20 protein-coding genes and 1 pseudogene are annotated in these 23,402 nt (G+C 69.6%); 17 read left to right on the forward strand and 4 right to left on the reverse strand.

The genetic code is table 11. The features are described 5' to 3' along the window. Positions 1 to 130 precede the first annotated feature (130 nt). From G6N30_RS23920 to G6N30_RS23950, 7 genes are all read left to right on the forward strand, one after another. Positions 131 to 1,159 (forward strand): TerC family protein, encoded by a 1,029-nt coding sequence (locus G6N30_RS23920; protein WP_134056827.1) that lies wholly within the window; start codon positions 131 to 133, stop codon positions 1,157 to 1,159. A 36-nt stretch (positions 1,160 to 1,195) separates the two neighbouring features. After that, positions 1,196 to 1,603, forward strand: coding sequence for a hypothetical protein (locus G6N30_RS23925; protein WP_134056825.1), 408 nt, complete (start codon positions 1,196 to 1,198; stop codon positions 1,601 to 1,603). A 92-nt stretch (positions 1,604 to 1,695) separates the two neighbouring features. Further along, a complete protein-coding gene (locus G6N30_RS23930) occupies positions 1,696 to 3,294 on the forward strand; it encodes an aldehyde dehydrogenase (NADP(+)) (protein WP_134056823.1) in 1,599 nt (532 codons plus the stop codon). Positions 3,295 to 3,322: 28 nt separating this feature from the next. Then, positions 3,323 to 4,270: a 5-dehydro-4-deoxyglucarate dehydratase gene (locus G6N30_RS23935; protein ID WP_134056821.1), complete on the forward strand. Its 948-nt coding sequence runs from the start codon at positions 3,323 to 3,325 to the stop codon at positions 4,268 to 4,270. Next, the gene (locus tag G6N30_RS23940; protein WP_134057544.1) at positions 4,267 to 5,538 is read left to right on the forward strand and encodes a glucarate dehydratase family protein; all 1,272 of its coding nucleotides are present in this window, start codon (positions 4,267 to 4,269) and stop codon (positions 5,536 to 5,538) included. Before G6N30_RS23935 ends, G6N30_RS23940 begins: the two co-directional genes overlap by 4 nt. 70 nt (positions 5,539 to 5,608) lie before the next feature. Beyond that, positions 5,609 to 6,535 (forward strand): LysR family transcriptional regulator, encoded by a 927-nt coding sequence (locus tag G6N30_RS23945; RefSeq protein WP_134056819.1) that lies wholly within the window; start codon positions 5,609 to 5,611, stop codon positions 6,533 to 6,535. 41 nt (positions 6,536 to 6,576) lie between these two features. Beyond that, on the forward strand, positions 6,577 to 7,647 hold the full coding sequence (locus tag G6N30_RS23950; RefSeq protein WP_134056817.1) for an FAD-dependent monooxygenase: 1,071 nt from the start codon (positions 6,577 to 6,579) through the stop codon (positions 7,645 to 7,647). On the opposite strand, the gene G6N30_RS23955 is transcribed toward G6N30_RS23950, so the two are convergent. Further along, entirely contained in the window at positions 7,644 to 8,300 is a 657-nt protein-coding gene (locus G6N30_RS23955) for a TetR/AcrR family transcriptional regulator (protein ID WP_134056815.1), read from the reverse strand. The two genes, G6N30_RS23950 and G6N30_RS23955, sit on opposite strands and share 4 nt — an antisense overlap. Positions 8,301 to 8,360: 60 nt before the next feature. Between G6N30_RS23955 and G6N30_RS23960 the strand changes: the two genes are divergently transcribed. Next, positions 8,361 to 9,803 carry a carotenoid oxygenase family protein gene (locus tag G6N30_RS23960; RefSeq protein WP_134056813.1) on the forward strand — a complete coding sequence of 481 codons (1,443 nt, stop codon included), beginning with the start codon at positions 8,361 to 8,363 and terminating at the stop codon, positions 9,801 to 9,803. Here the strand turns inward: G6N30_RS23960 and G6N30_RS23965 are convergent. Continuing rightward, positions 9,800 to 10,792 (reverse strand): 2-hydroxyacid dehydrogenase, encoded by a 993-nt coding sequence (locus G6N30_RS23965; protein ID WP_134056811.1) that lies wholly within the window; start codon positions 10,790 to 10,792, stop codon positions 9,800 to 9,802. The genes G6N30_RS23960 and G6N30_RS23965 overlap by 4 nt on opposite strands. A gap of 328 nt (positions 10,793 to 11,120) precedes the next feature. On the opposite strand from G6N30_RS23965, the gene G6N30_RS23970 reads away from it, so the two are divergent. The 9 genes and pseudogenes from G6N30_RS23970 (at position 11,121) to G6N30_RS24010 (ending at position 20,680) form a co-directional block, all read left to right on the forward strand. Then, complete coding sequence (locus G6N30_RS23970) at positions 11,121 to 12,704, forward strand: ABC transporter substrate-binding protein (protein ID WP_134056809.1); 1,584 nt, start codon at positions 11,121 to 11,123, stop codon at positions 12,702 to 12,704. Between the two features lie 18 nt (positions 12,705 to 12,722). Beyond that, a pseudogene (locus G6N30_RS23975) lies at positions 12,723 to 13,648 on the forward strand (ABC transporter permease). An 11-nt stretch (positions 13,649 to 13,659) separates the two neighbouring features. Next, complete coding sequence (locus tag G6N30_RS23980) at positions 13,660 to 14,649, forward strand: ABC transporter permease (RefSeq protein ID WP_134056805.1); 990 nt, start codon at positions 13,660 to 13,662, stop codon at positions 14,647 to 14,649. Positions 14,650 to 14,665: 16 nt separating this feature from the next. Next, positions 14,666 to 15,736: an ABC transporter ATP-binding protein gene (locus G6N30_RS23985; RefSeq protein WP_163687776.1), complete on the forward strand. Its 1,071-nt coding sequence runs from the start codon at positions 14,666 to 14,668 to the stop codon at positions 15,734 to 15,736. Then, complete coding sequence (locus tag G6N30_RS23990; protein ID WP_134056803.1) at positions 15,729 to 16,733, forward strand: ABC transporter ATP-binding protein; 1,005 nt, start codon at positions 15,729 to 15,731, stop codon at positions 16,731 to 16,733. The genes G6N30_RS23985 and G6N30_RS23990 overlap by 8 nt, the downstream gene beginning before the upstream one ends. Continuing rightward, complete coding sequence (locus G6N30_RS23995) at positions 16,730 to 17,452, forward strand: sulfite exporter TauE/SafE family protein (RefSeq protein ID WP_134056801.1); 723 nt, start codon at positions 16,730 to 16,732, stop codon at positions 17,450 to 17,452. The genes G6N30_RS23990 and G6N30_RS23995 overlap by 4 nt, the downstream gene beginning before the upstream one ends. A 54-nt stretch (positions 17,453 to 17,506) precedes the next feature. After that, positions 17,507 to 18,310 (forward strand): IclR family transcriptional regulator, encoded by an 804-nt coding sequence (locus tag G6N30_RS24000; protein ID WP_234880227.1) that lies wholly within the window; start codon positions 17,507 to 17,509, stop codon positions 18,308 to 18,310. A 40-nt stretch (positions 18,311 to 18,350) separates the two neighbouring features. After that, positions 18,351 to 19,697 carry an enolase C-terminal domain-like protein gene (locus G6N30_RS24005; RefSeq protein WP_134056799.1) on the forward strand — a complete coding sequence of 449 codons (1,347 nt, stop codon included), beginning with the start codon at positions 18,351 to 18,353 and terminating at the stop codon, positions 19,695 to 19,697. Between the two features lie 5 nt (positions 19,698 to 19,702). Continuing rightward, positions 19,703 to 20,680 (forward strand): 2-hydroxyacid dehydrogenase, encoded by a 978-nt coding sequence (locus G6N30_RS24010; protein WP_134056797.1) that lies wholly within the window; start codon positions 19,703 to 19,705, stop codon positions 20,678 to 20,680. Between the two features lies 1 nt (position 20,681). Here the strand turns inward: G6N30_RS24010 and G6N30_RS24015 are convergent, their stop codons facing one another. Both G6N30_RS24015 and G6N30_RS24020 read right to left on the reverse strand, forming a co-directional pair. After that, complete coding sequence (locus tag G6N30_RS24015; RefSeq protein ID WP_134057538.1) at positions 20,682 to 22,688, reverse strand: YhgE/Pip family protein; 2,007 nt, start codon at positions 22,686 to 22,688, stop codon at positions 20,682 to 20,684. Positions 22,689 to 22,690: 2 nt separating this feature from the next. Then, positions 22,691 to 23,386: an ATP-binding cassette domain-containing protein gene (locus G6N30_RS24020; protein WP_134056795.1), complete on the reverse strand. Its 696-nt coding sequence runs from the start codon at positions 23,384 to 23,386 to the stop codon at positions 22,691 to 22,693. Positions 23,387 to 23,402: the final 16 nt, after the last annotated feature.

Genomic DNA, 23,402 nt, shown 5'->3' on the forward strand with positions numbered 1-23,402 from the left:
TCCGGAGGGGAGTATTCCTTCGCCGCGGTGTCGTCACTACGTCGTCCATCATTGGCCGGCCGGTGCTGCGGGCCGGCGCCGCGTCGGCGGAAGAGACCTCCGGCGTGTTCGACGACCGGAGGTATATCGAGTGAACGTTTCCGCCCTGGAATGGGGCATCACCATCGCCGTCACGGTGGCGGTGCTGCTGTTCGACGTGGTGGCCATTGCCCGGCGCCCGCACGAGCCTTCGATGAAGGAGTGCTCGATCGCGCTGTCGGTGTACGTGTCGCTGGCCGTCGCGTTCGGTGTCTGGGTGTGGCTGTTCCACGGCGGGGACTACGGACTGGAGTTCTTCGCCGGCTGGCTGACGGAATACAGCCTGTCAGTCGACAACCTGTTCATCTTCATCATCATCATGGCCAGCTTCAACGTGCCCAAGAAGTATCAGCAGGAAGCGCTGATGGTGGGCATCATCCTGGCCTTGATCTTCCGCGGTATCTTCATCGCGCTGGGCGCGGTCGCGATCAACCAGTTCTCCTGGGTGTTCTACATTTTCGGCCTGTTCCTGGTGTACACCGCGTGGAACCTCGCCCGTGACACCGGCCACGAGGACGACGGTGACAACGCGGTCGTCAAGTTCGCCCGCAACCACCTCACGCTGACCGACAAGTGGGACGGCCTGAAGCTGTGGATCAAGGAGGACGGCAAGCGTCTGATGACGCCGATGTTCCTGGTGATCGTCGCGCTGGGAACCACCGACCTGATCTTCGCGCTGGACTCGATCCCGGCGATCTTCGGCCTGACGCAGGAACCGTATCTGGTGTTCACGGCCAACGTCTTCGCGCTGATGGGGCTGCGGCAGCTGTTTTTCCTGCTCGGCGGGCTGCTCAAGCGGCTGGTGTACCTGTCGCAGGGGCTCGCGTTCATCCTGCTGTTCATCGGCGTGAAGCTGTTCCTGCACGCGCTGCACGAGAACGAGCTGCCGTTCATCAACGGCGGTGAGCACGTCCCGGTGCCGGAGATCCCGACGCTGCTCAGCCTGGGCGTCATCGTCGTCACGCTCGTCATCACGACCGTGCTGAGCCTCATGAAGACGCGGGGCAGGAACGCCGACCAGGTGGACGAGGCGCAGCGCAAGATCGAGGACGACGGCAAGAAGTCCTTCGACTCGCACTGATCGCAACTTTCGACAGGGCACGGGTGACCGCCTACCGTGACTGCGGTGCGGCTATTCGTGGCGGATCGTGGTGAATGGGACGAGTTGACCGACGGCGACCGTCATGTCGTGCGGGTGTCGGCTCCCGACCTGCAGGAGGCGCGTCGCGCCCGGGCCAGGATCCGGGCCGGTGCCGACGACGTCGCGGTGATCCTCGACGTGACGGTCGCGGTCGGCGCCGACTTCCGGTCGGCGCGCTCGGCCTTCGAGCCCGACGCCGGTGACGGCACAGTGCGCTACGCCGGCACGATCGACGGGCTGGCCGGGCTGATCGCCGACATCGAGATGGCCGACGTCGCCGACGGGGTCACCCTGCTCGCGGCCGGTCCGCGCCAGGATCTGCGGGCGCTGGGGCGCGACGTGCTGGCCCGCCTGGCGTTGCGGGGTCAGCCGAAGGCGAGCTGAGTCCGGAGCCGACCCCGTCGATTCAATCCCTGCATCACTGGGCCGAACTTTTGACTTGGACAGGCATGGATTGCGCGCCCTAGCGTGCAGGTATGACTTCCACCGTCTCGTCGACCGACCTGACCGGCCAGATGCTGATCGCGGGCACCGCGGTCCACGGCACCGGAGCCGAGATCCGCGGCTTCGATCCGACCCGGGGCGCGGAACTCGAACCGGCCTACCGGCACGGCGAGGCCTCTCACGTCGAGGCCGCGTGCGCGGCGGCAGCCGAGGCGTTCCACGCCTATCGGGCCACCTCCTCGGATCAGCGGGCGCGATTCCTCGAGGGCATCGCCGACAACATCGCCGCGATCACCGACGACCTGGTCCACCGCGCCCACGCCGAGACCGGCCTGCCCGAGGCCCGGCTGACCGGTGAGGTCGGCCGCACCACCGGGCAGCTGCGGCTGTTCGCCTCGGTGCTGCGTGAAGGCAGCTGGAACGGCGCGCGCATCGACACCGCACAACCCGACCGCACACCTCTGCCGCGCCCCGACCTGCGGCAGCGCATGGTTCCGCTGGGTCCGGTGGCCGTGTTCGGTGCCAGCAACTTTCCGCTCGCCTTCTCGGTCGCCGGCGGCGACACCGCCTCCGCGCTCGCGGCGGGTTGCCCCGTGGTGGTCAAAGCGCACGACGCCCACCCGGGCACCTCCGAACTCGTCGGCCGCGCGATTTGCGCCGCCGTCGCCGACGCCGGGCTGCCGCCCGGCACCTTCTCGCTTCTCTACATACCCGGCCCGGGACTGGGCACCGCCCTGGTCACCGATCCGCGCATCAAGGCGGTCGGGTTCACCGGTTCCCGCGCCGGCGGGCTGGCGCTGGTCGCCGCGGCGGCCGCCCGCCCCGAGCCGATCCCGGTCTACGCCGAGATGAGCTCGATCAACCCGGTGTTCCTACTCGGCGGTGCGCTCGCCGGCCGCGGCGCCGAGATCGGGCGCGCGTTCGTCGGATCGCTGACCATGGGATCCGGGCAGTTCTGCACGAATCCGGGCCTGGTCATCGCGATCGACAGCCCCGGTCTCGACGCCTTCACCGCCGCCGCCGCAGAGGCGTTGAGCGCGTCCGCCCCGACCGCGATGCTGACCCCGGACATCGCCGACAACTATCGCGCCGGCGTCGACGCGCTGTCGGGTGAGGCCACGCTGGTGGCTCGCGGTTCGGCCGACGGCGACGCCGCGGTCTCCTGCCGCGCCGCGCTGTTCAGCACCGACGCGGCCGGCCTGCTCGGCTCAAAGTCGTTGCAGGCGGAGGTGTTCGGCGCATCGAGCCTGATCGTGCGGTGCGCCGACCTCGACGAGATGAAGACCGTCGCGGCCAACCTGGAGGGTCAGCTGACCGCCACCCTGCACATCGACGACTCCGACGTCGCCCACGCCGGTGAGCTGCTGCCGATCCTCGAACTCAAAGCCGGACGCATCCTGTTCAACGGCTGGCCCACCGGCGTCGAGGTGTGCCACGCGATGGTGCACGGCGGCCCGTTCCCCGCCACGTCCGACTCCCGCACCACATCGGTCGGCTCGAGGGCCATCGACCGCTTCCTTCGTCCCGTCTGTTACCAGGACGCACCGAAATCGTTGGTGCCCAGCGCGATCGCCGACGACAACCCGGACCGACTGTGGCGCCGGGTCGACGGCGAACTCACCAAAGACTGACCGACGCACCATCAACCGAGGAGTATCCATGCCCGCCGCGCCGCTGACTGGCGTCCTGTTCTTCCCCGTCACCCCCTTCACCGCAGCCGGTGAGGTCGACACGGACCTCCTGGCGCAACACGTCGCCAAGGGTGTCGATGCCGGACCGGGAGGCGTCTTCATCGGTTGTGGCACGGGCGAATTCCACGCCATCGACCCCGCCGAGCTTCGCACCATCGTCCGGACGGCGGTCGAGGTGGTCGGCGGCCGGGTGCCGGTGTACGCGGGTGCCGGCGGCTCCCTCGCCCAGGCCAAGGCCTTCGCCCGCGCCGCCGCCGAGGCCGGCGCCGACGGCCTGCTGCTCCTGCCGCCGTATCTGGTCGAGATGCCCCAAGCCGGGCTGGTCGCCTACACCCGCGAGGTCAGCGCCGTCACCGACCTGCCGGTGATCGTCTACAACCGCAACAACGCCCGCTACACCGAGGCCTCCGCCGTCGAGGTGGCGAAGATGCCGAAGGTGGTCGGATTCAAGGACGGCACAGGCGATCTCGATCAGGTCGCGCGCATCGTCCGCGCGGTCACCGACGCGCTGGAGCCGACGGGCAAGCCGTTCCAGTTCTTCAACGGACTACCCACGGCGGAGGTGTCGCAGCAGGCGTACCGGGCCATCGGGGTGACGCTGTACTCCTCGGCGACGTTCGCGTTCGCGCCCGAACTCGCGCTGGCGTTCTACCAGTCGCTGGAATCCGGAGACGAGGCGCTGACCGCGGCACTGCTGCGGGAGTTCTTCCACCCCCTGGTGCGCTTGCGCGACACCGTCCCCGGTTACGCAGTCTCGCTGATCAAAGCGGGTGTGACGCTCGAGGGCATCGACGCCGGCCCGGTGCGCCCGCCGCTGGTCGACGCCGCCGCCCGCGACGTCGAGCGGCTCACCGAGATCCTCGCCGCCGGCCGCACCGTCCTCGCCGAAGCGCTCGCGGCCGAAGCGGTGCACTGATGGCCGACCGGGTGCGCATCACCGGCGCGCGGATCACCCCGGTCGCATTCGTCGACCCACCGTTGCTCAACACCGTCGGCGTGCATCAGCCGTACGCGCTGCGGGCGATCATCAGGCTCGACACCGACGCCGGCGTCACCGGACTCGGCGAGACCTACGCCGACACCGCACACCTGGCCCGACTCGAAGCCGCGGCCGAGGCGATCGTCGGTCAGGACGTGTTCGCGCTCAACACGATCCGCGCGTCGATCTCGGAGAAGCTGGGCGGCGACCGCACCGGGGACAGCACCGGCCTGGCGGGCATGATCACCTCGGCCAGCGTGGTCGACCGGGTGTTCTCCCCGTTCGAGGTGGCCTGCCTCGACGTACAGGGCCGGGTCGCCGGGCGGCCGGTCTCGGACCTGCTCGGCGGGGCGGTGCGCGACGCCGTGCCGTTCAGCGCCTACCTCTTCTACAAGTGGGCCGCCCACCCCGGTACCGAACCCGACGGCTGGGGGCAGGCGCTGCACCCGGACGAGATCGTCGCCCAGGCCCGCCGCATCATCGACGAATACGGCTTCACCGCAATCAAACTCAAGGGCGGGGTGCTGCCGCCCGAGGAGGAGGTGGCGGCGATCGAGGCGTTGCACGCCGCGTTCCCCACCCACCCGCTGCGACTGGATCCCAACGCCGCGTGGACCCCCGAGACGTCGGTGAAGGTGGCCACGGGGCTGGCCGGAATTCTCGAGTACCTCGAGGATCCGACACCGGGACTCGAGGGAATGGCCGAGGTCGCGCGGCAGGCGCCGATGCCGCTGGCCACCAACATGTGCGTGGTGGCGTTCGACCAGCTGGCGCCCGCGGTCGCGCAGGACTCGGTGCGGGTCGTGCTCTCCGATCACCACTACTGGGGCGGTCTGCAGCGCTCGCGGCTGCTCGCCGGCATCTGTGACACGTTCGGCCTCGGGCTGTCGATGCATTCCAACAGCCACCTCGGGATCAGCCTGGCCGCGATGGTGCATCTGGCCGCGGCCACCCCGAATCTCACCTACGCGTGTGACACGCACTGGCCGTGGAAGACCGAGGAGGTGGTCGAGGACGGTGTCCTGCGCTTCGTGGACGGGTCGGTGCCGGTGCCGACCGGCCCCGGGCTCGGCGTCGAGATCGACGAGGACCGCCTGGCCGCGCTGCACGAGCAGTACCTGCGGTGCCGCATCCGCGAGCGCGACGACACCGGGTACATGCGCAGCATCGACCCGGGATTTCAGGCGCTCAGCCCACGCTGGTGACGGCGTGGCAGCATTAGAGTGATGCTCTCGAGGCCGCACCGGCGCGGCAAGTGATGCAAGGAGCGCATCGATGTTCTCGCTGTCCCGGCTGTCCTGCTTCATCGCGGTGGCCGAAGAGCTCCATTTCGGCCGGGCGGCGGAACGGCTGCACATGACACAGCCGCCGCTGAGCCGGCAGATACAGCAGCTCGAGAGCGAACTCGGCGTCCACCTCATCGACCGCACCACCCGCTCGGTCACGCTGACCCCGGCGGGCGTGGCGTTCCTGCCCGACGCACGGCGCATCCTGCAGCTCGCCGAGGGCGCGGCGCTCAACGTCAAGCGCGTGCCCGCAGGCGACCTCGGGACCGTCGTCGTCGGCTTCACCGCGGCGTCGGCGCACGCGGTGCTCCCGCGACTGCTCGACAAGGCGCGTGAGCAACTACCGGATGTGAAACTCGAACTGCGCGAGATGGTTTCGGCGGCGCAGCTCGAAGCGCTGATGACCGGCGAACTCGACCTCGGAATGGGGCGGCCGCCGCTCAAGCGGCCCGGCATCGTGTCCCGGCCGCTGCTGCACGAACAGTTGATCGCCGCGCTGCCCGCCGCCCATCCGCTGGTCGAGGTGGAGCGGCAGCTCACGCTCAACGACCTCGACGGCCAGGACGTCGTCATGCATTCGCCGGTGGAGGCGCGGTACTTCCACGAACTGCTGATCAGCACCTTCACCATCGCCGGAGCCACACCGCGCTACGTCCAGTTCGTCACGCAGGTGCACACCATGCTGGTGCTGGTGCGCTCCGGCATCGGCATCGCGCTGGTCCCCGCATCGGCCGCCACCCTGCACCCGCAGGGCGTCGTCTTCCGCTCGATCGGCGCGTTCCGGGAGCGGCCGGTCGAACTCGACGCGGCCTGGCGCGGCGACAGCACCAACCCCGCACTGCACCGGTTGCTGCGCGACGTGCTGCCGCCGCGCGAGTGGACCACCGACGACCTGGTGATCGACACGCTGCGTTAGAGACGGGCCCCCATCGGCCGCGCCGGCGGTAACTTTCCCTCATGAGGGTGGGGATCGTCGGCGGTGGCTTCGCCGGACTGGCAGCCGCCATCGCCTTCCGGCGCAACGGCCACGACGTCACGGTGTTCGAGAGGACGGCGGGGCCGTCGGCCGCCGGCGGCGCCATCTCCCTTGCCCCGAACGCACTCACGTGCCTCACCGTGCTCGGGGTGCGCAAGCACATCGCGACGCGGTGGTCCGATGCGCCGGCGACCGTGCGCGCGGCGGACGGGCGCATCCTGGTTCGCCGCACCCTCGCGCAATTCACCGGTGGAGACGAGTACGCGACCGTGCCGCGAAGTCAGCTGATCGCCTGGCTGACCGCGGAGCTGCCCCCGCAGTGCGTGCGGTACTCGCAGGCCGTGACACGGGTCAGCGCCGACGGCGCAGTCCACGTCGAACCTGGCTGTCACCGATTCGATCTCGTCGTTGGCGCAGACGGGGCACGTGGGGTGACCCGGCGGTCGCTGTGGCCCGACGCACCTCCGCTTCGATTCACCGGTATCAGCGGATGGTCCTGGATCGTGGAGCGGGAGCTCGACGCCGGCTTCGGTCCGATCTGGGGCGCCACAGCGGATTTCGGCATCCTGCCCCTGGCCGACGGACGCACGTACGTCTACGGCGCCGCCCGTGGCCGGGACGCCGATCTGCACTCCTTCCGCGACTGGCCCTCACCGCTACCTGAGTTGATCGACGCCGCGGCGCCCGACAAGCTCAGTACACCGGAGATCCACGAAGCGCGGCCACCGCGCCGACTCGTACGCGGCAAGGTGGCGCTGATCGGCGATGCCGCGCACACCATGCGTCCCACCTTCGGGCAGGGGGCAGCGCTGGCGATGGAGGAGGCGATCACGCTCGCCTATCGCGGCACGTCCGCTCTGCAACAACGGCGGCCGAGAATGCTGGCACTGTACGGCGCGTCGAAGGCCGGGTCATACTTCGCGACGCCGGGTGTCCGGTCGCTCGAGAGCCTGCGCAACGAGGCGTTACGACTCGCTCCGGATCCGCTCTTCGGTTTCCTGGCGGGGTCGGTGAGCCGCTGGCGGCCCCGATTCGGCTGGGCCCAAGGCTAAATCGCCTGCAGCGCCTTCTCCAGCGACCGGTCGATCCGCTCCCGGTCTTCGCCGAGTCCGACGAGCGTGTCGAACACCAGCGGGGCGAGTATCTGCGTCAGGCCGTGGTCCTCGTGGCCGAAGAAGCCGGCGATTTCGAGGAGCACGGCGCCGTGGGTGATGCTCCACAGCCGCCCGGCGATCACCGACACCCCGTCGTCGCGGATCCGCCCGCTCTCGATCATCCGGCCCACGACGTCGAGGAGGGCCTCGAACGAGACGGCGAATTCCTCGCGGTCACTGCTGCTTCCGGTGGTCGTCAGGTCGGTGTGGTGCCGGTTGAGCGACGTCGCGAAGGTGCCGAACATCATCTGGTACCGCTCCGGATTCGCGAGCGCGAACTCCCGGTAGCGCAGGCCCATCACGATGAAGTCGGCGACGGGGTCGTCGGTCCGCGGGATCTCGGTCAGTGCCCGGGTGAAACGGGCGAACGCCTCGCGGGCGATCGCCTCGACGACTCCGGTCATCCCGCGAAAGTGGGTGTACACCGCCATCGTCGAGGTGCCTGCCTCGGCGGCCAGGCTGCGCGCACTGAGCGCCGTCAGGCCGTCGCGCTCCACGAGCCGCACCCCCGCCTCGACGAGCGCCTGCCGGACGTCACTCACTGTTGCCATCGCCTCATAACGGTGTTATACCTGACGGACAGCTCATAATACTGTTATCGGGAGCGCACCGTGGGCAATCGCTACCTGGAAGACGTCTTCGCGCCGCTGGCGCAGGAGCACACACTCATCGATCTCGAGGTCGAGGGTGAGATTCCCGAGTACCTCGACGGCCGGTATCTCCGCAACGGCCCCAATCCGATCGGTGAGGTCGACCCGCTGCTGTACCACTGGTTCATCGGCGACGGGATGGTGCACGGCATCCGGATCCGCGACGGGAAGGCCGAGTGGTACCGGAACCGCTGGGTGCGTGGACCGCAGGCCGCCCGCGTCCTGGGCGAACGGCCGCCCCGCGGGCATTACGGAGGGTCGCCGATCGGTGCCAACACCAACGTCATCGGACACGCCGGGAAGACCCTGGCTCTGGTGGAGGCGGGGCTGGCGAACTACGAACTGACCGACGAACTGGACACCGTCGGCGTCTGCGATTTCTACGGAACGCTGACCGGCGGCTACACCGCCCACCCGAAACGCGACCCCGACACCGGTGAGTTGCATGCCGTCTCCTACAGCATGAGCCGCGGCAACACCGTGCAGTACTCGGTGATCGGCGCCGACGGCAGGGCGCGGCGCACCGTCGACATCGAGGTCACCGGTAGTCCGATGATGCACGATTTCTCGCTGACGGAGCGCCATGTCGTCTTCTACGACCTGCCGGTCACCTTCGACGTCCGGCAGGCCACCGCGATGACTGTGCCGCGCGGCCTACGCCTCCCGGCCCGACTCGTGTTGTCCGCACTGATCGGACGGGTGCGGGTGCCGGACCCGGTCTCCGCGCGCCAGCCCCTGCCCAAGGAAGCCGACCGGCGCTTCCCGTATTCGTGGAATCCGCGGTACCCCGCCCGTGTCGGTGTGATGCCGCGCGACGGCGCTGCCGCCGACGTCCGCTGGTTCGACGTCGAACCCTGCTACGTCTTCCACCCGATGAACGCCTACGAGGACGGTGACACGATCGTGCTCGACGTGATCCGGCACCCGAAGATGTTCGCCACCGACCACCTCGGCCCCAACGAGGGCCCGCCGACACTGGACCGCTGGACCGTCGACCTCGCCGACGGCAAGATCCGCGAGTCCCGCATCGACGACCGCGGCCAGGAGTTCCCGCGAGTCGACGAGCGACGGGTGGGTAAGCGCCATCGCTACGGATACGCCCCGGCGGTCGGTGACCGCCCCACCGGTTCGGACATGCTGATCAAACACGACCTCGCGGGCGGCGGCACCCTGACGCGGTCCTTCGGTGACGGGAAAGTGGTGGGCGAGTTCGTGTTCGAGTCCTCATCGCCGGACGCCGCCGAGGACGACGGTGTACTCATGGGCTACGTGTACGACCGCTCCACCGATCGCAGCGCGCTGGCGATCCTCGACGCGCAGACGTTGCAGGACGTCGCCGTCGTCAGACTGCCGCACCGTGTGCCCGCCGGCTTCCACGGCAACTGGGTGCCGAGCGCGCGCTAACGCGCGGCCGCAGGCACCTTGACCTCTGGCACCGGTGTGACCAGTTCGCCGGTGCGCAGGAACGATTCGAGGTTGCGCAACGTCAGTTCCTCCATCGCCGCACGCGTTTCCAGTGTGCCGCTCCCGACGTGCGGCAGCAGCACGACGTTGTCCATCGCCAGCAGCGCATCGGGCACACGCGGCTCGTCGGCGAACACGTCGAGCCCCGCACCGGCGAGGCGGCCCGCGGTCAGCGCGTCGACGAGCGCCTCCTCGTCCACCACGCTTCCGCGTGCGATGTTGACCAGGTAGCCGTCCGGCCCGATCGCATCGATGACGTTGCGGTCAACCAGATTTCGCGTTCGGTCGCCCCCGGCGGCCGCGATGATCAGCACGTCGACCCGACGGGCCAGCTCCAGCGGCGAGTCGACATAGGTGTACGGTGAATCCACCACAGGGCGGCGGTTGTGGTAGCTGATCGGGCAGCCGAATGCGGTCAACCGCGTGGCGATCGCGCTGCCGATGCGGCCCAGTCCGATGACGCCCACCTTCTTGTGGCTGATCTGGCGGGTGAGGGGGAAGTTTCCCTCGACCGGCCAGCGGCCCGCGCGGACGTACCGGTCGGCAGCCGAGAAGCGGCGGAGCACGTCGATGGTGAGCCCGACCGCGGTATCCGCGACGCAGTCGGTCAGCACGTCCGGGGTGTTGCTGACCGCCACGCCACGCGCGACGGCGGCGGGGATGTCGGTGGTGTCGTAGCCGACGCCGAAGTTCACGACCGCGCGCAGATTCGGCAGCCGTTCCATCAGTGCCGCGTCCACGCCGGTGCGGCCGGACGTCACGACGGCGCCGACCTCCCGGCCGTGTTCGGCGAGGAACGTCTCCCGCTCTTCGGCGTCCACGGGCAGGGCGAACGCGTCGTACGTGGAGCGCAGCGTGTCGGCGAGCGACGGCTTGAGCGGCCCGACCTGCAGGACGCGGCGGGCGGCGGTGGCGGCGGTTTCGGGCACGGCTCTCCTCTGGTGGCTTCAGCGCCACCGTAAGCCGGGCTGCGAATACCCGTCCAACACGGAAATAGCATGGGTTGATACGGAACCCGCATGAATGCCCTGTTGGGCGCACATCGGATGTATCAGCAATGGTCACCACGCAAAAAATCCGCAGATCAGCGGTGGTGGAGGCGGCTGTTCAGCGTTTCCGACCGGCCCGCGATCGGCGCCGAAAGCCGCCTTCTCGGCCGGTCGAGGCGGGTTGACGCCCTCTTCCGCGCCTCCCTAGCGTGTGTCTGCGGTCACATACCGCATCCACATACGTGGACACCACATCAACGGAGGTGCCATGAGGCGCTCAGCCCCGACGCCGCGGCGAGCACACCGCGTGCTGGCCGCGACCGCCGCCGCGGCCTCGACCTGCGTGCTGGCTGCCGGCTGCACCGTCGCCAACTCCGGCCACGGCGGCTACGACCCGGACACGCTGCGCATCGTGCTCCAGCAGGAGCCGCCGACGCTCGAGCCGTGCGAGAGCTCGCTGACGTCCACGGGCATCGTGGTGCGCTCCAACATCACCGAACCGCTCATCGAACGCGACCCGAACACCGGCGACCTACAGCCGCTGCTGGCCACCGGCTGGCGGCAGAGCTCGGACACCGAGTGGACGTTCGACATCCGCCCCGGCGTGACGTTCTCCGACGGCACCCCCTTCACCGCGACCGATGCCGCCTTCTCGATCGACCGAGCGGTCAACTCGGACCTGCAGTGCAATGTCGACGGTTACGTGTTCGGCGACGAGAAGCTCGCGCTGGACGCGCCCGACGACACCCGGCTGACGGTCACCACCGAGACCCCCGACCCGATTCTTCCGCTGCGGTTGTCCTTCGTCGAGATCGTGCCGCGCACCACGAGCATGACCGAGAAGGTGCGCGAGCCGATCGGCACCGGACCGTTCGCCATCGAAGACTGGGAGTACGGCCAGAAGCTGGTGCTGCACCGCAACGACACCTACTGGGGTGACGCCCCCGCCTTCGCCCGGGCCGAATACCAATGGCGCAGTGAGGGCAGCGTCCGCGCAGCGATGATCACCAACGACGAGACCGACATCGCCACCGGCCTCGGTCCGGAGGACGGCGCCGGCGATCTCGGAGTGCCGTTCCAGAACAACGAGACGACCGCGCTGCGCATGCAGGCCACCGAACCGCCGCTGGACGACATGCGGGTGCGTCAGGCGATCAACTACGCCGTCAACCGCACCGGCATCGTCAAGGCGCTCTTCCGCGGGCTCGGCGACCCGGCCTCGCAGCTGATCCCGTCGGGTGTGGTCGGCTACAACGCCGAACTCCCGCTGTGGCCGCACGATCCGGACAAGGCCCGGACGCTCGTCGACGAAGCCCGCGCCGACGGTGTACCCGTCGACCGCGAGATCCGGCTGATCGGGCGCACCGCCCAGTTCCCGAAGATCGCCGAGACCATCGAGGTGCTGCAGAGCGAGTTCTCCGACATCGGGCTCAACGTCAAGATCGAGATGATGGACACCGCGGGTCAATTGCAGTACCAGCTGCGGCCGTTCCCCGCGAACACCGGCCCGTACCTGCTCATGATCATGCACGGCAACCAGGCCGGGGACGCGGCGTTCACCATGGATCAGTACATGCTCAGCGACGGCCCGCAGAGTGCCTATGGGACAACTGAATTCGACGAGAAGATCCGGGCGGCCGAAGCGCTGACCGGTCAGGCACGCCAGGACGCCTTCGCGGAACTGTTCGCCGAGGAGCCGCAGGAGATCATGCAGATGGCCTACATCGCCCACATGAAGGGCATCCTCGGCAAGTCCCCGCGCGTGGACTACACCCCCAATTCGGCAACCGGCGACGAGATGCGTCTGGCCGAGATGCGGCCGGCCGGCTCCGACCGCACCGACGCCCAGTAAAAGAGAAGGGCCGCAACCATGTTCCCGTTCGTCCGGCGCCGGATGTACACCAGCGCACTGCCGTTGATCATCGTGCTGCTCGGGGTCTTCCTCCTGGCGCGCCTCACCGGCGACCCCACCAACCTGTATCTGCCGGAATCCGCCACGGCCGAACAACGCGCGCAGTTCGCCGAGCAGAACGGACTCGACCAGCCGCTGCTCACCCAGCTCGGCGACTACTTCCGCGGTGTCCTGCACCTCGACTTCGGCACCTCGCTGCGCACCGGCGAATCCGCCTCGGAGATGGCGTTGCGCGCCTTCCCGCCACTCTGCAGCTCGCGCTGGTCACCATGCTGCTCGCGATGGTCGGCGCCGTGGTCATCGGCTGCTGGGCGGCCTACCGGCCCAACTCGCTGGCCGACCGGTTCTCCAGCCTGCTGTCCATGACCGCGGCCAGCATCCCGGACTTCTGGTTCGCGATCACCGGGGTGTGGCTGTTCGCGGTCCTGCTGGGGTGGCTGCCCACCTCGGGCACCGAGAGCGGCCTGTCGTGGATCCTGCCGATCGCCACGCTGATGATCCGGCCGCTGGGCGTGCTGACCCAGGTCGTGCGCGGTGCGATGGTCTCCGCGCTGTCGGCGCCCTACGTGCGGCTGGCCCGCAGCAAGGGCGCCAGCGACTTTCGCGTCGTGACCCACCACGCGCTGCGCAACGCCGCGGCACCCGCCCTCACCGTCGCCGGCGATCTGGCCGTCGGGCTGATCAACGGCGCGGTGGTGGTCGAGGCCATCTTCGGCTGGCCGGGCATCGGGAAGCTGATGATCGACGCGATCCTGCAGCGCGATTTCGCGGTCCTGCAGGCCGCGGTGCTGCTCACCGCCGTCAGCATCTTCCTGCTCAACATCCTCATCGACGCCTGCTACGCGCTGCTCGACGCACGCGTCCGTGAACCGGCCACGGTCTAAGGAGATCACCCATGAGCACTCAACTCGACCTGGTCCCCGTCAAGCCGACCACCGCGATCGTCGGGGAGCCGGGCACCGGCAAGACGCGAAAACGCGCTGGCGCCAAGTGGTTCCGCCTACTGGTCAACGACCGGGTGGCGGCGCTGGCGGCGACCGTCCTGGGCCTGGTGTTCCTCACCGCCCTGTTCGGACCGATGCTGATGGGGGATCTGGCCACCCGCATCGACCTCGACAACTCCAACCAGGCGCCGTTCACCCTGGCGCACGGCTGGGCCAACATCCTGGGCACCGACCCGCTCGGCCGCAGTATGCTCGCCCGGCTCATCGTCGCCAGCCGCACCACGCTGTCGGTGGCGATCCCCGCCGTGGTGATCAGCGCGGTGGTCGGCTCCATCGTCGGGATGTGGGCGGGCTACCACCGGGGCTGGCGTGAGACCGTCGCCATGCGCGTCGCCGACGTCATCATGAGCTTCCCGTCGCTGCTGCTGGCCGTCGTCGTGCTCTACGTGTTCTCGCCCAGCGCCGCCAACATCGTCCTCGTGCTGGCGATCACCCGCATCCCCGTCTACCTGCGCACCGCCCGCGCCGAGTCCGCCGAATTGCAGAGCCGGTTGTTCGTCGACGCCGCACGGACATTCGGCGCGAGCGCGACCTCGATCATCATGCGCCACGTCGTGCCGATCGTGCTGCCCACGCTGCTCACCGTGGCCACCCTCGACTTCTGCTACGTGATGCTCGCCGAGAGCTCCCTGAGCTTCCTGGGCATCGGGATCCAGCCGCCCGACGTCAGCTGGGGCCTGATGGTGGCGCAGGGCCGCACCTACCTGCACACCGCCTGGTGGCTGTCGTTCTTCCCCGGCCTGGCGATCGTCATCACCACCGTGTCGGCCACGATCCTCGCCGCCTGGGCGCGCATCGCGACCGACCCCGCCCAGCGGTGGCGCCTCACCGTCCCCCAGAAGCGGCTGTCCCGCTTCACCAAGACCGCCCACCGAATCTGAAAGAGGGCATCTCTCTATGACCGCACTGGCAGACCACATGCCCGCCGGGAAGGTCGACTCCGGCCCGGCCCTGGAGGTCGACGGGTTGAGCGTCGACATCCGCACCATCAACGGCACGGTCCGCGCCGTCAGCGACGTGTCCTTCGAGGCCCGCCGCGGCGAGACACTGGCTCTACTGGGCGAATCCGGCTGCGGGAAGTCGATGACGGCCACCGCGCTGGTCGGCCTGCTCGAACCCGTCGCCGAAGTGGTCGAGGGATCCGCCCGGCTCGCGGGCCGCGACCTGTTCGCTGTCGACCGCAGCACCCGGCGCAGCCTGGCGGGCACCGAACTGGCGATCGTCTTCCAGGACGCGCTCACCGCGCTCAACCCGCTCTACACCGTGGGCACCCAGCTCGCCGAACCGTTCCGGATCCACCAGGGGATGAGCGCCAAGGAGGCCCGGCGCAAGGCCGCTGAACTGATGGCGCGCGTGGGGATTCCACAACCCGAGTCCCGCCTGGACTCCTACCCGCACCAGTTCTCCGGCGGGATGCGGCAGCGGCTTCTGATCGCGATGGCCGTCGCGCTCAACCCCAGCGTCCTGATCGCCGACGAACCCACCACCGCACTCGACGTCACCGTGCAGGCCCAGATCATGGCGCTGCTGCGCGACCTGCGCGCCGAATTCCACATGGCCGTCGTGCTGATCACCCACGACCTGGCCCTGGTGGCCGAAGAGGCCGACCGGGTGGCGGTCATGTACGCCGGGACCATCGTCGAGACCGGACCCGTGGCCGAGGTGTTCGGCAACCCGAAGCACCCGTACACCAAGGGCCTGCTCGACTCCGTGCCGGTCAACGCGGTCCGCGGTGAGGAGCTCAAGTCGATCGGCGGCGCCCCGCCGGATCTGCACTCGATCCCTGCCGGATGCGTGTACTCCGAGCGGTGCCCCATCGCGCGCGAGATCTGCACGACGACCCGGCCGCCGTTGGCCGGCTCCGCCGGCTCAGGCCCGATGGCCGGCTCCGCCGGCTCACGCCCGATGGCCGGCTCCGCCGGCCGGCGCGCCGCGTGCCACTTCCCCGAGGAGGTCCAGAATGTCTGAGCAGTTGCTGACCGTGCGAGATCTGCGCAAGTCCTTCCGCGTGCCCGGTGCCGGCAAGAAACGGCTGGGTGCGCTCGACGGGATCAACCTCGACCTGGCCCGGGGTGAGACTCTGGGCCTGGTCGGCGAATCCGGCTGCGGTAAGTCGACATTGGCGCGCACGCTGATGATGCTCGAGCGCCCCGACTCGGGAACCGTCCGATTCGACGGCATCGACCCGTACACACTGCGCGGGAAAGAGCTGCTGACGTTCCGCCGGCGCGTGCAGATGGTCTTCCAGGATCCCTACGCCTCGCTGAACGCCCGCATGTCGGCCGGCGAGATCATCGCCGAACCGTGGCGCACCCACCGCTCGCTGTATGCCAACCGGCGTGACCGCGACATGCGCGTGCGCGGTCTGCTCGACCTCGTCGGCCTCGGCGCGAAGGCCGCCGACAAGTATCCGCAGGAATTCTCCGGCGGTCAGCGGCAGCGCATCGGCATCGCCAGGGCGCTCGCACTCAACCCCGATGTGATCATCTGTGACGAACCGGTGTCGGCGCTCGACCTCTCGGTTCAGGCGCAGGTGCTCAACCTCCTCAACGAGCTCCAGCAGCAGCTGCAGATCTCCTACATCTTCATCAGCCACGACCTGTCGGTGGTGCGCCACGTCGCCGACCGGGTGGCGGTGATGTACCTGGGCCGCATCGTCGAGCACGGCGGCACCGAGCCGGTGTTCGACCGCGCCAACCACCCCTACACCGCGGCGCTGATGTCGGCCGCACCCAAACTCGACGCCGCTCAGCGACGCGAACGCATCCTGCTGCGCGGGGAAGTGCCCTCCCCGCTGAACCCGCCGTCCGGATGCCGCTTCCGCACCCGCTGCTGGCGTGCCACCGACGTGTGTGCGACGGCGCCGCCGCCCGCGGCGGTCGACCCGCTGGCCGCCGGCCACAGTGCCGAGTGCTACCACCCGATGCAGAGCGAGGACGCGAATGCGGTCACGATGTCGGCGTGAGCATGTGGGAGTACTCGGTGATCGCCGCGGCCATCGTGCTGGCCTCGTGCATGCAGGCGTCGATCGGATTCGGCATGGGCATGCTGGCGGCGCCGGTCGTGGCGATCGTCGATCCGGCGCTGATCCCCGCGACGCTGATCATGCTGGCCACCATGGTGACGGTGCTCGTGGTGCTGCGCGAACGGCAGCAGATCGACCTGGCCGGGACGGGTTGGGCGCTGGTCGGCCGGGTGCCGGGCACCGTCGCGGGGGCACTGCTGCTGGCCGCACTGCCCGAACGGGCCTTGGCGATCGCGCTGGCCGGCGTGGTCCTCGGCGGGGTGGTGCTCACCTCCGTCGGCTGGGCTCCGGTGCCGCACCGCCGCAACCTGGTGGTCGCCGGGGCGGCGTCCGGTCTGCTCGGCACCGCCACCTCGATCGGCGGGCCGCCGATGGCGCTGGTGTGGCAGAAGGTCACCGGTGCGCGGTTGCGCGGCACCATGAACGGGTTCTTCCTCGTCGGCTCGGTGCTGTCGGTGGCGGTGTTGGCGGCGACCGGGGCCGTCGGCTCGCACACGTTCCGGGCCTTCGCCCTGCTGATGCCGGCGTGCGTCGTCGGCTACGGGCTGTCCCGCCTGGTGAACCGCGTGCTCGATCAGCGCAGGCAGCGCTGGCTGGCGATCGGGGTGTCCACGATCGGTGCCGTCGTGCTGATCACCCGGCAGGTGGTCGGGTTCTGACGAACGGGGGTGGCGGTGTCCATACGTGATCTCGACCCGGCGGATCCTGCGAAGGTGGCGGTGCGCTCAGACATGTCGGTGCGCAAGGTGAAGTCGGCGGTGCGCACCGTCGAACTGCTCGAATACCTTGCCGCACGGCAGGACCGGCCCGCGCGGATCCGCGAGATCTGCACAGCGCTGGACATGCCGCGCAGCAGCGCGCACGCCCTGCTGCGCACGCTCGTCGACCAGGGCTGGGTGCGTTCGGACCCGTCGGGCACGCAGTACGGCATCGGGGTGCGGGCGCTGCTCGTCGGCACCAGCTATCTCGACTCCGACCCCTACCTCCCGGTGATCGCGCCGTTCCTCGACGACCTGCGCCGCGACCTCGACGAGACGTTCCACATCGGCCGGCTCGACGGCACCGACGTGGTGTACCTCGCCACCCGCGAGTCACGCCAGTACGTGCGCACCACGAACAAGGTGGGCCGCCGTCTACCGGCCCACGCGTGCGCGTTGGGCAAGGCGCTGCTGGCCGAGCGCTTCGGCGCCGAGCGCGACGCGGCGATCCCGGGGGTGCTCACCCCGCTGACGCCACGCACGCTCACCGACCGCGAGGCTCTGGACGCGGCGCTCGACGAGGCGACGATCCGCGGGTACGCCACCGACGACGAGGAGAACACCCCGGGCGTGCGCTGCTTCGCGGTCGCGCTGCCCTATCTGCGGCCCGCGCAGGACGCGATCAGCGCGTCGGTGCCGGTCCACCGGCTGAACCCCGAACGGGAGCGTGAGATCGTCGACGCGCTGCGCATGGTGTGCGACAAGGTGACTCGCGTGGTGCGTCCACTGGCCAACGGCGACAAGTGGTTCGCCGGATGAAACTCTTCCGAGAGAACAACGACTCTGAGGTGAAACCATCATGACCTCGTCACATCGCACCCCCGTCGTCCGCGACATGAACGTCGTGCCGGTGGCCGGCCACGACAGCATGCTGCTCAACCTCAGTGGGGCACACGCACCGTTCTTCACGCGGAACCTGGTGCTGCTCACTGATTCCGACGGGCGCACCGGCGTCGGCGAGGTGCCGGGCGGGGAGGCCATCCGGCGCACCCTCGAGGATGCGGCCACGCAGGTCGTGGGCACGCCGGTGGGGGACTACCACGCCACCCTGTCGGCGATCCGGCGCGCGTACGGCGACCGGGACAGCGGTGGCCGCGGCGCGCAGACCTTCGACCTGCGGGTCACCGTCCACGCCGTCACCGCCGTGGAGTCCGCCCTGCTCGACCTGCTCGGCCAGTACCTCGAGGTGCCGGTGGCCGCGCTGCTCGGCGACGGCCAGCAGCGCGACCGCGTGCCGGCCCTGGGCTACCTGTTCTTCGTCGGGGACCGCAACCGCACGGACCTGGCGTACCGCAGCGCCGCCGACGAGGACGCGGACGCCGACGAGTGGCTTCGGATCCGCCACGACGAAGCGCTGACCCCGCAGGCCGTCGTCCGGCTGGCCGAGGCCGCCCGCGACCGCTACGGATTCCGCGACTTCAAGCTCAAGGGCGGCGTGCTCGCGGCCGCCGACGAGGCCAAGGCCGTGATGGCGCTGGCCGACCGGTTCCCGGACGCACGGATCACGTTGGACCCCAACGGCAGCTGGCTGCTCGCCGACGCCGTGCGGACCTGCCGGGAACTCGGCGACGTGCTGGCCTACGCGGAGGATCCGGTCGGACCCGAAGGCGGATTCTCCGGCCGCGAGGTGATGGCCGAGTTCAAACGGGCCACCGGGCTGCGTACGGCCACCAACATGATCGCGACGGACTGGCGCGAGCTGGGGCATGCTGTCAAGGCGAACGCGGTCGACATCCCGCTGGCCGATCCGCACTTCTGGACCATGCACGGCTCGGTGCGCGTCGCCCAACTGTGCGACGCGTGGGGTCTGACGTGGGGGTCGCACTCCAACAACCACTTCGACGTCTCACTGGCGATGTTCACCCACGCGGCCGCGGCCGCACCGGGCGACATCACGGCGATCGACACGCACTGGATCTGGCAGGACGGCCAGCGGATCACCAAGGAGCCGTACGTGATCGCCGACGGCCACCTCACCGTTCCGGACCGCCCTGGCCTCGGCGTGGACATCGACCACGAGGCGCTCGCGGCCGCCCATGACCTGTACCTGCGCGAGGCGCTCGGCGCCCGCGACGACGCCACGGCCATGCGCTTCCTGGTGCCGGGCTGGACCTTCGACAGCAAGCGCCCGGCGCTGCACCGGTGATGCCGATGAAGATCGTGGTCGCCGACACCAACCTGATCCCGCACCGACAGCGGTTCTGCGACGGCCTGCCCGACGGCGCCACGGTGGTGTGGGCGGACCCGGCGGATGCCGAGACGCTGCACGACGCCATGGTCGACGCGGACGTGTTCGTCGGCGGCCGGTTCCCCGCTCATCTCGCCGCGGCGGCGAATCGGTTGCGAATGGTCCACGTCGCGGGCGCTGGTACCGACAAGATCGACTTCGACGCGCTGGGCCCCGAAGTGGTGGTTGCCAACACCTTTCACCACGAACAGTCGATCGCCGAATACATCGTCGCCACCGCGGTGCTGCTGCGCAGGCAGTTCCTGATCCAGGACCGCGCGCTGCGCACCGGCCGCTGGGCGACATCGGTGTACGACAGGTCGATCGCCCAGCCCGCAGCGCTGAAAGACGCCCGCGTCGGATTCGTCGGCTTCGGCCACATCGGCAGGCGCGCCTGGGAGGTGTTGCGTGTGCTCGGCGCCGACGGCATCGCGGTCACCGGCAGCGGATCGCTCGACGCCGCGGCCGAAGGTCTGCGGTGGACGGCCGACACCGGCGACCTCGGACGGTTGATGTCCGAGTCCGACGTCGTGGTGGTGTCGGCGCCGCTGACCGAACGGACCGTCGGGATGATCGGCGCCGACGAACTGCGCGCGCTCGGACCGGACGGTGTGCTGATCAACGTGGGTCGCGGCCCGCTGGTCGCCGAAGATGCCCTCTACGAAGCGCTTTCGGCCGGAACCATCGCGGGCGCGGCCATCGACGTGTGGTATCAGTACCCCGACGGCGACGGAGTCGGCGCCCCGAGTCGGCTGCCTTTCGGCCGGTTGCCCAACGTGCTGATGACCCCGCACTCCTCGGGCGTCACCGGCCACACGTTCACCGGACGCGTCGACGACATCGTGGCCAACATCGGCCGGTTGCAGCGCGGAGAACCGCTGCGCAACGTGGTCAGCCGCTGACTCACACCTCGATCGGCGGTTTGAGCCGTTCCATCGTGTACTGCCGGTTGCGGCGGGCCGCCCACGAACTGGCGGCCACCGACGCCGCCAGGATCCCGGCGAGCACCGCCACCGCCACGCCCAACCGGGCATCGACACCGCCGACCGTCAACTGACGCAACCCGTTCACCGCATACGTCATCGGGTCGACCACGTGCAGCGCCTGGAACGGTTTCGGCGTGGTCTCCACCGGATAGATGCCGCCCGCCGAGACCAGCTGGAACATCAGGAACGCCAGCGTGACCACCCGGCCCACCGCCACCCCGAACACCGCGTTGAACGCCTGGATGAGCGCCAGGAACGCCGCGGCCACCAGCATCAGGAACAGGACCGTGCCCAGTGCATGCGTGGCCTTGAGGCCCACGCCGAAGTGCACGACCAGATACATGACGACCACCTGACAGAACGCGATGAGCAGCGCCGGCCAGTACGAGGCGAGCACCACCCGCAGCGCGCCGAGACCGTTGACGATCGGCCGGGACTGCAGCGGCGTCAACAGCATCCAGATGATCAGCGCGCCGATGAACAGCGCCAGCGGCAGGAAGAACGGCGCGAACCCGGTGCCGAACGTGGGCGCCGGGTTCTCGACGACCTGATCGACGGCGACCGGCTGAGCCAAGGTCTGCGCGACCTGCGTGCGCTGCTGCTCGGACCACTGCGGCACCTGCGCGGCGCCGTCCCGCAGGCCGGTCGCCAGTTCCACGCTGCCGTCCCGCAGCCGACCCGTGCCGTCGGCCAGCGTGGCCGCACCCTGTGACACCTGGGTGCCGCCGTCGGCCAGGGCGACCAGCCCGCTGTTGAGTTGGCCGGCGCCACTGCTCAGTTCGGCGGCGCCGTCGCGCAGGCGCTCGACGTCGGCGCGCAGCCCGCCGGTCAGCGCCCGGGTGAGGAATGTCCGCAGGGAACTGTTCGGATCGCCGAGTTCGGCTTCGAGCGCAGCCGCCTTGTCGCGCAGCGTGATCAGGCCCTGGTCGGTGGTCGGGTCGGCGTTCTGCGCCCGCAGCAGCCGCTGGGTGCCCGCCAGGGTGTCGCCGAGCGCGCGGACCGTAGGATCCGGGTTCGCCCGCAGCAGCCCGACCACCTGGTCGACGATGACGGCCGCCTGTGCCTGGTCGATGTTCAGCGACGCGATACGGTCACTCGCCTGGCGCACCAGCCCGCTCACGTCCGAGGCGAGCGCACCCACCTCGTCCGGGTTCAGTCCCAGCCCGCTGACCCGGTCCAGCACGGTGAGCAGCGGATCGGTTGCGGTACTGATCCCGTCGGACAACTGCTCGGCACCCGCCGCCAGCGTCGCCGATCCGTCGCGGGCGGTCACCAGACCCTCTGCCAGTTCGGCGGATCCGGACGCCAGGCGATGCGCGCCGTCGTCGGCCTGCACCAGCCCGTCGCGCAACTGGTCGGCGCCGTCGGCGGCCCGCTGCAATCCGGCACCGGCGTCCTGCACGCCGTCGAGCACCTGACCGACCGTCTGCTGACCGATCGCCGCGTCCACCTGGTTGGCCACCTCGCGGGCGGCGTTCTGCCCGATGATCGAGGAGAGATAGTTGTTGGTGTTGTTGTAGGTGAACCGCAGCTGGGCTTTTCGCGGACGGTCACCGGCCGGTGACGCGACCGCGACGCTGAAGTCGGCCGGGATGGTGATGCTGAAGTAGTAGCGGCCGTCCTTGACGCCCTGCGCGGCGTCGGCCGCCGACGTGGGGTGCAGGTCGAGCTGGCCGGAGGACAGCAGCGCCCCGGCCACCTGATCGCCCGCGTTGACGTGCCTGCCCCCGGTCTGCGCGCCGGCATCCTCGTTGACCAGCGCGACGGGCAGCTTGTTCACCTCTCCGAAGGGATTCCAGAACGCCCACAGATACATCGCGCCGTACAGCAGCGGCATCAGCACGATCGTCACGAGCGCGATGCGGGGCAGCGTCCCGCGCGAGTAACGCTTGATGTCGGTTCCCAACGAGAATCCCGCCAGCATGGTCATTCGCCTTTCTGGCCGTGCACGAGGTCGGCCCGGGAGGTGTTCTCGACGACGAGCTGTGCCCGCACCGCATCGCTGGTGACGCCGTTGACGGTGGCGGTGACGACGGTCTGGTCTCGGCCCAGTTCGATCAGCCTCTGCAGCAACAACTCCCGGTTGCGGTCACTGGTGACGTAGTCCAGGTTGCCGACCACGAGAAGCGGTGGCCGCGCAGTGTTGGCCAGCGCGATGCGCAGCAGCAGCCGGTCCAGTTCGGTCAGCTCTTCGACGTACTCGGTGAGCGGCGGCAGCGGCAGGTCACCGAACACGGGCGCGCACACGGCGCGCAGGTCCGCGGCACCGGCACGGCGGACGAATCGGTACCAGGGCGCGTTCCACCGCAGCTGCTCGGTCACCGCGTCGCGCACCGTCACCGATTCGGAGACCTGGTCGAGTTCGTCGATGCCGGCGATGGCGGCCAGTGCGAAGATGCGCCGCGGTTGGGTGACACCGAACACCGACAGCGTCCCGCGCTGCGGCCGCATCCGTCCCGCCAGCGTGAGCAGTAGCGCGGTCCGCCCGGAGCCGGCCGGGCAGACCAGCACGCTCACCCCGCCCTCCTCGATGTCGAGGTCGACGGGGCCGTAGACCGGACCCCACGGACCGGACACCGTGAGCCCCCTGGCCACCACCACCGGTTCCGGCGAGTCGGACATACGACCTCCTAGTGCG

Origin of the sequence: Mycolicibacterium litorale (assembly GCF_010731695.1) — a bacterium.
Taxonomy (GTDB): Bacteria; Actinomycetota; Actinomycetes; order Mycobacteriales; family Mycobacteriaceae; genus Mycobacterium; species Mycobacterium litorale.

Coding starts and splice junctions, on each gene's coding strand:
- G6N30_RS23930 (WP_134056823.1), top strand. CDS start 1,696: ATGACTTCCACCGTCTCGTCGACCGACCTGACCGGCCAGATGCTGATC.
- G6N30_RS23935 (WP_134056821.1), top strand. CDS start 3,323: ATGCCCGCCGCGCCGCTGACTGGCGTCCTGTTCTTCCCCGTCACCCCC.
- G6N30_RS23945 (WP_134056819.1), top strand. CDS start 5,609: ATGTTCTCGCTGTCCCGGCTGTCCTGCTTCATCGCGGTGGCCGAAGAG.
- G6N30_RS23950 (WP_134056817.1), top strand. CDS start 6,577: ATGAGGGTGGGGATCGTCGGCGGTGGCTTCGCCGGACTGGCAGCCGCC.
- G6N30_RS23955 (WP_134056815.1), bottom strand. CDS start 8,300: ATGGCAACAGTGAGTGACGTCCGGCAGGCGCTCGTCGAGGCGGGGGTG.
- G6N30_RS23970 (WP_134056809.1), top strand. CDS start 11,121: ATGAGGCGCTCAGCCCCGACGCCGCGGCGAGCACACCGCGTGCTGGCC.
- G6N30_RS23980 (WP_134056805.1), top strand. CDS start 13,660: ATGAGCACTCAACTCGACCTGGTCCCCGTCAAGCCGACCACCGCGATC.
- G6N30_RS23985 (WP_163687776.1), top strand. CDS start 14,666: ATGACCGCACTGGCAGACCACATGCCCGCCGGGAAGGTCGACTCCGGC.
- G6N30_RS23990 (WP_134056803.1), top strand. CDS start 15,729: ATGTCTGAGCAGTTGCTGACCGTGCGAGATCTGCGCAAGTCCTTCCGC.
- G6N30_RS24005 (WP_134056799.1), top strand. CDS start 18,351: ATGACCTCGTCACATCGCACCCCCGTCGTCCGCGACATGAACGTCGTG.
- G6N30_RS24010 (WP_134056797.1), top strand. CDS start 19,703: ATGAAGATCGTGGTCGCCGACACCAACCTGATCCCGCACCGACAGCGG.
- G6N30_RS24015 (WP_134057538.1), bottom strand. CDS start 22,688: ATGCTGGCGGGATTCTCGTTGGGAACCGACATCAAGCGTTACTCGCGC.
- G6N30_RS24020 (WP_134056795.1), bottom strand. CDS start 23,386: ATGTCCGACTCGCCGGAACCGGTGGTGGTGGCCAGGGGGCTCACGGTG.